The following is a 3,072-nucleotide window of genomic DNA, read 5'->3' on the forward strand; positions in this document are numbered from 1 at the left end:
GGGCCTGCGGGCGCGCACCCTGCCCGTCGGAGGCGCCGCCGCCGGGCGGACCCGGACGCGGCGCGGCGGGACGCGGACCCGAAGGTCGCTTCGGCGCGCCCCGCTTGTCCCCCTGCTTGGGGGACGAAGAATTTGAGAAGGCTTCCTTCAGCCTGCGTTCGACCGGCGCCTCGATCGTGGAGGACGCCGACCGTACGAACTCGCCCATCTCCTTGAGCTTGGCCATGACGACCTTGCTCTCGACACCGAACTCCTTGGCGAGTTCGTAAACCCGGACCTTCGCCACTGCACTCCCTACTCGGTCCGGGGGTGCGGCCTCCGGACCGTCGCTAACTTGCCGTACTCATCGCGGCGTGCTCATCGAGCGCTCATAGCAATCTCGACCTGCTTCCGACTAGACGTCGCTTACCATTCGGCCATCCTGCTGCTGCGCGGCGCGTGCCGCAAGCCGCTCCCGCAGCGCACTCGCGTCGAGCGGCCCCGGCAGGCGGAAAGCCCGCGGGAACGCCCGACGCCGCTCTGCGAGCTCGAGACACGCCGGATCGGGGTGCAGATGCGCACCCCGCCCCGGCAGCCGCCCGCGGGGGTCGGGGACGATGACGCCCTCGACCACCACCAGGCGCAGCAAGTCGGACTTGGCCGTGCGAACCCGGCAGCCCACACACGTGCGAACAGGGGCCGTCCGGCCACGTTCCATGAGTCTACCGCGCCGAGGCGTCCGCGGGGCCGGTCGCATGCTCTCCTGACGCAGAAGATCCGGTTTGACCGGGCTCGGCGGACTTCACGGGCATCTGCTCGGGCTCGGTGTCGGACCGGATGTCGATCCGCCACCCGGTGAGCCGGGCCGCCAGCCGTGCGTTCTGCCCCTCCTTGCCGATGGCGAGGGACAGCTGGTAGTCGGGCACCACCACCCGGGCGACCCGGGCGTCGGCGTCGACGACCTGCACATGGGAAACCCGCGCGGGCGACAGCGCATTCCCGACGAACTCCGCGGGGTCGTCCGACCAGTCCACGATGTCGATCTTCTCGCCGTGCAGCTCGGCCATCACGTTGCGGACCCGGCCGCCGAGCGGCCCGATGCAGGCGCCCTTGGCGTTCACGCCCTGCTTGCGCGAGCGCACCGCGATCTTGGTGCGGTGGCCGGCCTCGCGGGCGATCGCGGCGATCTCCACGGTGCCGTCGGCGATCTCCGGGACCTCCAGGGCGAACAGCTTGCGGACGAGGTTCGGGTGCGTCCGCGACAGCTGCACCGACGGGCCGCGGTGCCCCTTGCGGACCTGGACGACGTAGGCGCGCAGCCGCTCGCCGTGCTCGTAGCGCTCGCCCGGCACCTGCTCCTGCGGCGGCAGCACGGCCTCGATCCGGCCGAGGTCGACCAGCACGTTCCGCGGGTCCTTGCCCTGCTGGATGATGCCGCTGACGATGTCGCCCTCGCGCCCGGCGTACTCGCCGAACGTCAGCTCGTCCTCGGCGTCGCGCAGCCGCTGCAGGATCACCTGCTTGGCGGTGGTCGCGGCGATGCGGCCGAATCCGGTCGGGGTGTCGTCGTACTCGCGGAGGTCGTCGCCCTCCGCGTCGGTCTCGGTCGCCCAGACGGTCACGTGCCCGCTCTGCCGGTCCAGCTCGACGCGCGCCTTCGGCGCCGCGCCCTCTGTCCGGTGGTAGGCGATCAGCAGGGCGTCTTCGATGGCCTTGACGGCCACGTCGAGCGAGATGTCCTTCTCGCTCTCCAGGCCCCGCAGGGCGGTCATGTCGATGTCCACGAGGTTCCCCCCTCTAGTCCGGCTCAGCCGGAGAACGCTTTTCCTCGGCCGTCCGATCCAGGGGCTTGAACTCCACCTGCACCCGGCCGCGCCCCAGCTCACCCAGGCCGAACCTGCGGCGCACGGTTCCGGCGCCCTTCTGCCCGGCGCCCTTCGCGCCGGCTCCCTTGGTCCGGCGGTTCTGCACGACGTCGATCTCGACGGCCCGGTCGTCGGCCGCCACCACCCGGCCCTCGATCTGGCCGCCCTCGGCCAGCGGGGCGACGACCAGCCGGCCGACGGCGCGGCGCCAGTGCCGCGGCTCGGTGAGGGGGCGGTCGACGCCGGGCGAGGTCACCTCGAGCACGTAGGGCGAGGTCCCCATGACGTCGGACTCGTCGAGGAGCCGGGAGACCGCCTCGCTGATCCGGGCGATGTCGTCGAGGGCGACCCCGTCGTCCCCGTCCACGACGACCTTGACCAGCCGGCGGCGCCCGGCCGGCCGGACGTCGACCTCCTCCAGGTCGAAGCCCGCCGCGCCGACGGCGGGCCCGAGCAGCCCGGTCAGCTCGGCGATGGCGGCGTCGCGCCCGCCCTGAGCGCGGCCACCGCGGGACTCGACGCTCATGGGCCCTCCTCGTGTTCCCTCTGTTGTCACGCCTGCGATCGCGGATGGCGGCGTTCCGTCCACCCACGTCTCAAGACTATCGACAGCCGGGGACCGCGGCGGTCTTTCCGGCGGCTCACCGGCGCGCCGGATATGGAATGCTTGAGCTGGCCTGATGGGCGCGTCCGGAGACCGCGGCCGCAGCGGGCCGCACCACCTCCGCCACGAGCTCCACCACGAGCACCTCCACCACGAGCTTCCACCACGGGTGAGGAGTCTGCCTTGCCAGAGGCGATGCCGCGGCGCGCGCTGCTGCTCGGCGGCGGGGCCGCGCTGGTCCTGCCATGGCTCGCGGGGTGCGCCGCGGAGGCGGCCCCGCGCCCGGACGTGCCGCTGCTCGTCGGCGCGATCGCGGCCGAGCAGGAGCTGATCGCGGCGTACCGGGCGGCGCGGGCGGCCGGCACCGTGCCGGCCTCCCGGCTCGATCCCGTCCTCGCGCACCACCGCGCGCATCTGGCGGTGCTGAAGCGGCACTACGTGCCCGGTTCCGGCGACCGGGCGGGCGAGGGCGGCGCGATGCCGCCGCCGAGCGCCCCCCCCCCGGGCCCCGCCGGCCCGCCGGCCCGCCCCCGGCTGCCCGACACCGCGGACCGGGCGGCGCGGGCGCGGCCGGCCGCCGCCGCCCGGTCCCCGGTCCGCCCCCTATACCCAACCGCCGCCGCC

The 3,072-nt window shown here is 73.9% G+C and carries 5 protein-coding genes; 1 reads left to right on the forward strand and 4 read right to left on the reverse strand.

Features of this window, described 5'->3' with window-relative positions; genetic code table 11:
* From HUX53_RS03055 to rimP, 4 genes are all read right to left on the reverse strand, one after another.
* The coding region (locus tag HUX53_RS03055) for a translation initiation factor IF-2 N-terminal domain-containing protein (RefSeq protein ID WP_176401645.1) at window positions 1-286 on the reverse strand (286 nt) is incomplete at its 3' end.
* Window positions 287-394: 108 nt separating this feature from the next.
* Window positions 395-736 carry a YlxR family protein gene (locus HUX53_RS03060; RefSeq protein WP_309237020.1) on the reverse strand — a complete coding sequence of 114 codons (342 nt, stop codon included), beginning with the start codon at window positions 734-736 and terminating at the stop codon, window positions 395-397.
* Entirely contained in the window at window positions 702-1,751 is a 1,050-nt protein-coding gene (gene nusA, locus HUX53_RS03065; RefSeq protein ID WP_176401649.1) for a transcription termination factor NusA, read from the reverse strand. The genes HUX53_RS03060 and nusA overlap by 35 nt, the downstream gene beginning before the upstream one ends.
* Before the next feature lie 25 nt (window positions 1,752-1,776).
* Entirely contained in the window at window positions 1,777-2,370 is a 594-nt protein-coding gene (rimP, locus tag HUX53_RS03070; RefSeq protein WP_176401647.1) for a ribosome maturation factor RimP, read from the reverse strand.
* A gap of 261 nt (window positions 2,371-2,631) precedes the next feature.
* Here rimP and HUX53_RS03075 point away from each other — a divergent pair.
* Window positions 2,632-3,072, forward strand: a 441-nt coding sequence (locus HUX53_RS03075; protein ID WP_176401648.1) for a hypothetical protein, incomplete at its 3' end; no start/stop codon positions are given.

It is taken from the genome of Actinomadura sp. BRA 177 (genome assembly GCF_013372625.1).
In the GTDB taxonomy this organism is placed as follows: domain Bacteria; phylum Actinomycetota; class Actinomycetes; order Streptosporangiales; family Streptosporangiaceae; genus Spirillospora.

What these genes read in the sequence shown, in the direction of transcription:
- nusA (WP_176401649.1), bottom strand. Translation starts at nt 1,751, where the DNA reads ATGACCGCCCTGCGGGGCCTGGAGAGCGAGAAGGACATCTCGCTCGAC.
- HUX53_RS03060 (WP_309237020.1), bottom strand. Translation starts at nt 736, where the DNA reads ATGCGACCGGCCCCGCGGACGCCTCGGCGCGGTAGACTCATGGAACGT.
- rimP (WP_176401647.1), bottom strand. Translation starts at nt 2,370, where the DNA reads ATGAGCGTCGAGTCCCGCGGTGGCCGCGCTCAGGGCGGGCGCGACGCC.